This is a genomic window from Mucilaginibacter inviolabilis (assembly GCF_011089895.1).
Lineage (GTDB): Bacteria > Bacteroidota > Bacteroidia > Sphingobacteriales > Sphingobacteriaceae > Mucilaginibacter > Mucilaginibacter inviolabilis.
Window position 1 is genome coordinate 839088 of record NZ_JAANAT010000001.1, and the last position, 7062, is coordinate 846149.

Annotated in this window: 1 protein-coding gene; it reads left to right on the forward strand. The window is 42.9% G+C overall.

Going from position 1 to position 7062, the window contains the following annotated elements; genetic code table 11:
- Positions 1-7056 carry an SDR family NAD(P)-dependent oxidoreductase gene (locus G7092_RS03320; RefSeq protein WP_166086162.1) on the forward strand — a complete coding sequence of 2352 codons (7056 nt, stop codon included), beginning with the start codon at positions 1-3 and terminating at the stop codon, positions 7054-7056.
- The last annotated feature ends 6 nt before the right edge of the window (positions 7057-7062 follow it).

The window sequence follows — 7062 nt, forward strand, 5'->3', positions numbered from 1 at the left end:
ATGCAGTACATTAACAAGAACAAAAAATTCGTAAAAGCAAGTGCCATATCTATGCTGAAGCTGGAGGCTCTTGCAAGTACAAATGCTTTACCTCGTCATTCTGGTTTACTGTTTGAATTGATACAAGAGGGGTTAACTGAAAGTATTCCGCACCTTCAACCCGGAGAGAAGTTCCATATTATGGGAATAAATGCTGGTAATGAAGAACTATACCAGGAATTCGCAATTTTCGAAGACCAATTAACACTCATTTTAGATGCGAAACTGATAGTACCAACAGGTAGTTGTGACATGGTTATTAGTGTTGATGTATTAAGTCAACCTCATCAGCTCTCTCATCTTAAAACATACTTGAAGCAAGATGGGATACTCGTACTACAAGAATCTGCAATAAATGAAGATACCATTTACTTGCTGGGCGAGGACGGATACGAGCAAATGGCCGTTTATTTATTAGAAAACGGTACTTGGATTATACTGGCAAAAAGCAATGGAATTATACAAATACAGGAAATAGAATCTATTCCGGCCTCTCAATTCGGAAATACTTCTGATGCTGAGTGTTTAACGTCACGACTGATAAACATTGCTGCTGCTATTATTGAATTGCCGGAAGATGAATTTGATACTTCAATGCAGTTCAAAGATTTTGGATTTGACTCCATCCTGGGGGTAGAACTAATTAATAATATTAACGAAGCGTTAAGTATTACATTAAAAGCAACCGATCTCTATAACTACCCAAATCTTACTCAATTAGCAAACTATATACACGATCAATATCAGGGTGTATTAGTAAAACCTGTCGTACCAATTGGAGTTGGTGTAAATAACAATACTGAAAAAGTGGCGCCCACTTTTTCAAATCCAGCTTTAAATAGCATAGCTATTATAGGTATCAGTGGGCAATTTGGTTCAGCTAATGATTTAGCCGCTTATTGGGATGCGCTAAAAGAAGGAAGAAACCTGGTTGAGATTATACCTTCTAATAAATGGAACAACGATTCACAACATAATTTACCGGAAGTAAAATGGGCGAGTTGTTTAAAAGATGTTGATTGTTTTGATCCGTTATTTTTTAAACTTTCTGGAACAGAAGCTGAAATGATGGATCCTAAACAGCGGTTGTTTCTTGAACATTGCTGGAAAGCGTTTGAAGATGCAGCTGTTAATCCGGATACCTTATCATCAACAAAGTGTGGGGTATATGTAGGTGTTGGCCAAAGTGATTACGCGGCCAGAACAGAAGGTACTTTACCATCAGCACTTTGGGGTAATTCCAGCGCCATACTGGCATCGCGGATATCTTATTTTCTTAATCTCAAGGGGCCGGCGATAGCCGTCGATACGGCTTGTTCCAGTTCTCTGGTAGCTATGGATATGGCTTTCACCAGCTTACAAAGAGGAGATACCGATCTGGCAATTGCAGGTGGCGTTAATATTATTAACACAGCTAATGCTTATACCATGGCTAACAGAGCCGGTATGCTATCTGCTGATGGGCGTTGTTACACTTTTGACGACCGGGCCAACGGTTTTGTAATGGGTGAAGGTGTGGGCGTAATCGTGATGAAAAGACTGGCAGATGCAGAACGGGATAATGATCGTATTTATGGCGTGATTAGAGGCTGTTTAACTAACCAGGATGGAGCTACCAATGGCATAACAGCTCCAAGTGTAATATCCCAACAAGAGTTGGAAAAAGAAGTATACGAACGATTTAATATAAATCCTGAAACTATTACTTATGTGGAAGCACATGGCACTGGTACCAGTTTAGGAGATCCGATTGAGTTTGAAGCATTAACCACTTCTTTTCGAGCTTTTACAACTAAGCAACAGTTTTGCAGTCTTGGAAGTGTAAAAACCAATATTGGTCATACCCTGGAAGCGGCAGGAGTTGCGGGTTTGTTGAAAGTTTTGCTGGCCATGCAACATCAGCAATTGCCTCCAACTATCAATTACAAACAGCATAACCCACTTATTAAATTAGAGGGTAGTCCCTTTAAGATACAAACTAAATTAGCTGACTGGGTAACTCCAGAAAACTCCCCCCGACGCGCTGCACTTAGCAGTTTTGGGTTTAGTGGCACTAATGCACATATGGTAATAGAAGAATACATTCCGACTAAAACTCCTTTATATCAAAGCTTTGGATCTGTAATCTTTTTGTTATCTGCTAAAAACAGAGATCAATTACAGACACAAGCCAGACAATTTTGTCAATACCTGCAAACAAAAGCTATATCTAATATTCATGATATAGCCTACACCTTGCAAATCGGGAGAGTGGCAATGGAAGAACGTTTAGCCATAGTTGCAGATTCTGTTAGTGAGCTACTTCAGCGTTTGACAGCCTTTTCAGAAAACCGGACAGATAAAGTTTTTACAGGGAATATCAGAAAAAAACAAGGACTGTTAAAAGGTGAGGCTGATCAGACATTTATTCAACAGGCTATAGCAGATAAGGCGCTGGATACTTTAGCACAGCTTTGGGTAAACGGCAAAAATATCGACTGGAAAATGCTTTATTCGGAGCAGTTACCTAATAAGATCAGTTTACCTACTTATCCATTTGCTAGAGAGCGTTATTGGATAACCTCTGATAATAATAATCATACAACGACTGTTAATAACTTTATATACCCTTTATTACATTGTAATTGCTCAACCCTGAGCGAGCAAAAATTCAGCAGTATTTATACTGGGGGCGAGTTTTTTTTACGAGATCATCAAGTATTAGGGGATCAGGTATTACCAGGAGTAACGTATCTGGAAATGGCACGTGCTGCGGGAGAGTATGCAGGGGGGGGCAGGATCACGCAATTAAGAGATATCAACTGGCTGCAACCGATTAAGGTAAATGAATCAGCAGTAGAAGTGCATATCAGTCTTTTTGCAACAGATGAGGCAATAGGGTATGAGATCTATACAGAGGCAGGCGATCGGCAATTGCACGGACAGGGGATCCTTTTAAGCGGAGCTCAGCCAGAACCTGCGCGTCATGATATCGGGGCGTTAAGATCCAGCCTGTCTCATACAGAACAAGGAGATAGTTATTACGAAAAATTCCGCTCTGTTGGTTTGCATTACGGGGAGAGCTTCCAGGGCATCCGGGAGATCAGTTATAGCGAAGAGTCTGCCTTATCACGGATTGCACTACCACATCAGGCAGGTTTCGTATTGTCACCAGGACTGCTGGATAGTGCGCTTCAAACCTGCATGGGGATAAGCTTGGCCTCAGGCGAGCAGCAGCTGATGCTGCCTTTTAGTGTTCGTGAGGTTACTATTTATCAGGAGTTACCGGAAGAAGTATGGTGTTATGCGCGCCAGGACCGGAGCGGTAAACACTCGGGTAGTTATGATCTGGAGCTGCTTAATGCTTCAGGCGAAGTATTGGTTCAGTTTACCGAGCTGGTATTATTATCGCTGGAAAACAATACGGAGAAGACATCACCGGAAACAACCAGCATCGGTATGCAGCTGTATACTTCAGGCTGGCAAATGGCAAAATCAGAGACAACAAACCAGACCGAATCTTTACCCACATTGGTATTATTGGCCGGTGGCCCGGCATTGTTAGCAGATAAACTGCAGGAAGCCCTGGCATGCGAAGTAAAAACAATCACTGCATCACAGCCGGAGACTTTCTTTATAGCGATACAGGAAGAGTTGCAAAAGAGCTGGCAGCAAAAGCCGGGTATGGAGGTACAGGTGGTTTGTACCCATGCCGATTACCTGGATTATGGGTTTATCTCGGGGCTATTGCAAACAGCAAGTCAGGAAAACCCCAAAATACGGGGAAAGGTTGTAGTAGTAGACAGCCTGAGGATGAATGATGTAGAAGCATTAACGCTTATCCTATCCTCAGAGCAAAATAGTAAAGATCAGGAAGTTCGGTACCTGTCAGGCGTTCGTGAGGTAAAAGGGATAGCACCATTAAATCCCATAGAAAAGCCAAATGGTCTCAGTATTAAAGCCGATGGTGTTTACCTGATCACAGGAGGCAATGGCGGTTTAGGTGAGCACTTTGCTCAGCACATCAGCAAAGTATCCGGGGCGCGGGTAGTGCTCGCGGGAAGAAGTGAATTGAATCAAAGCAAACAGGCATTAATAAATAGTCAAAAAAACACCGCCTATTGCCGCTGCGATGTAAGCAAAGCCGAAGAAGTGACCACCCTGATCAGTACGATCATGGAAACGTATGGCCGGCTGGATGGTATTATTCATAGCGCAGGTGTTATCCGGGATAGTTATATCCTGAATAAAACAGCAAAAGAGATACAGGAAGTATTTGGTGCCAAGGTAAAGGGAGCGAGAAACCTGGACAATGCCACATCGTCAATAGCACTTGACTTTATGGTTTACTGTTCGTCGTTGGCGGGTGTATTTGGGAATGCGGCGCAGGCGGACTATGCCTCGGCAAATGCCTGGCTGGATAACTATGCACATTACCGGGAAACGGAGCGGAAGGCAGGCAAACGGCATGGGCAAACGCTGAGTATCAACTGGCCATTATGGGCATCGGGTGGTATGCAGATCGGGGCAGAGAACGAGCGTTATATGGCCTATCATTATGGTCTGTTACCCATGCCGACATCGGAGGGGTTAGATGCGTTTGAAAAGTTATTAAACAATGCAACGGTACAGGGTATCGTATTATATGGGTATCATGATCAACTATCGGCCTTAACTGGTCAACCCACTCAAGCAACAAGATCCAACATAACTGCGCCGGTTGCTGATGAGGCACTGTATATAGCTACTTTAAAATATTTAGGAGACTTGTTGGCGAGTGCGCTAAAGATACCGGTAGCCAAGATGCAGCCCGATGTTTCTTTTGAGCAATTTGGTATTGACTCTACCATGATCGTTGGATTAACCAATCGTTTAGAAGAAGTATTTGGTAAGGTTTCCAGGACACTTTTTTTTGAATGCCAGACACTCGATGAACTATCCGTTTATTTTTTAACTACGCAAAGCAACAGGCTACTGGAATTAACAAGTATTAGTCCCGTATCAATAACTACAATAAATATCCATACAGATAAAATTAAGGAAGTCAAAAAGTCACGGTTTTTACATAGCCGGTCATCGTTAGAAACGCATCATTACGCTGTAAATAAATCATCTGAAGTAATAAAAGATATTGCCATTATCGGGATCAGCGGCCGTTATCCAGGCGCAAAGAATCTGACGGAGTTCTGGGAAAATCTGAAAGCGGGTAAGGACAGTATTACAGAAATTCCCTCAACCAGGTGGGAAATGACAGGTTTCTACGATGAAGAAAAAGGTAAACCTGGGAAAAGCTACAGCAAATGGGGAGGGTTTATGGACGATATTGACAAATTTGACCCTCTATTTTTTAATATATCTCCACGTGAAGCTGCGTTGATGGATCCGCAAGAACGCTTGTTCCTGCAAACAGCCTGGGAAACCATGGAAGACGGTGGCTATACCCGAACCAGGCTGCAGGAAATGGATCATGATGAAAATGGACTGGCGGCTCAGGTAGGTGTTTATGTGGGAGTAATGTACGAAGAGTATCAATTATTTGGCCCAGAAGAAACAGTCAAAGGGAATCTCGTTTCATTATTGGGCAATCCTAGCGGAATAGCTAACCGGGTGTCATACTTTCTGAATCTTCATGGCCCAAGCACCGCTGTTGATACGATGTGTTCTTCGTCTTTAACAGCAATACACCTGGCTTGTAAAGATCTCCAGTCGGGCGAAATACAAATGGCTATTGCAGGCGGTGTAAATGCAAGTATCCATCCTAATAAGTATCTTATACTCAGTCAAGGCGGTTTTGCCTCAAGTACAGGTCGTTGTGAAAGTTTTGGTGAAGGAGGAGATGGTTATGTACCCGGTGAGGGCGTGGGCGCGGTATTATTAAAACCACTTCAACAGGCCATAGCCGATGGCGACCGGATATACGGCGTTATCAAAGGAACCGCAGTTAACCATGGTGGTAAAACCAATGGTTATACGGTACCTAATCCAAAAGCACAAACAGCGGTGATCAAAGCTGCCATGAAAAAGGCAGGTGTTCAGGCCGAAGATATCAGTTATATAGAAGCCCATGGCACCGGTACGAGTTTGGGAGACCCGATAGAAGTAGCCGGATTAAGCAAAGCTTTTGGAACCACGAGCAAACAGTTCTGTAGTCTGGGATCAGTGAAATCGAATATTGGTCATTGTGAATCGGCAGCAGGTATATCCGGGCTAACGAAGGTATTGTTACAACTGCAACACCGTCAACTGGTGCCATCGCTGCATTCGGCTGTTTTAAACCCAAATATCGATTTTGAAAATAGTCCCTTCAAAGTACAGCAGGAGCTAGCAGCCTGGAAATCACCGACAGGTAAAGCTCGCATAGCCGGTATCAGCGGTTTTGGAGCTGGCGGCAGCAATGCACATATCATTATTGAGGAATACACTGGTAAATCAGCAACGGTCTATCAAAATACAGATCCGGTAATCATTGTATTATCAGCACGTGATAGCACGCGTTTGCAGGAGCATGTATTCAATCTGAAAAAACATATAGAGACTTATCCTGAGATCAATATTCATGAGGTAGCTTACACGTTACAAACCGGTCGTGAGGCGATGGAAGAGCGACTGGCATTTATTGCAGCTGATAAGGAAGAGTTGTTGCAGCATTTGAGTAATTACCTGGAAAACAAAATACAGGAGCTGTTGACCGGTAATATCCGAAAAGATGCCCCTTGCTTTTTATTGGAAGGCAAAGCAGGTAAAGCATACCTGGAAAGTGCAATTGGTGAAAAGGAAGGTCGTTCATTGGCACAATTATGGACTAACGGTATTCACATTGACTGGAATCTGTTGTATACCGATGAACGTCCATCGCTGGTCAGCTTACCAACTTACCCTTTTGCTAAAGACTATTGCTGGTTCGAGAAATCCACGGCCGTATCTCCGGTAACAGCATCCAGACTACATCCTTTATTACACAGTAACACTTCTAACCTTAAAGAGCAACCACTACATCCACTTTTACATACCTATAATTCAGAAAAACAACTTAATTAAGTTATT

Bases quoted from the DNA above. Each gene is read 5' to 3' on its own strand.
- G7092_RS03320 (WP_166086162.1), top strand. From the start codon at position 1: ATGCAGTACATTAACAAGAACAAAAAATTCGTAAAAGCAAGTGCCATA.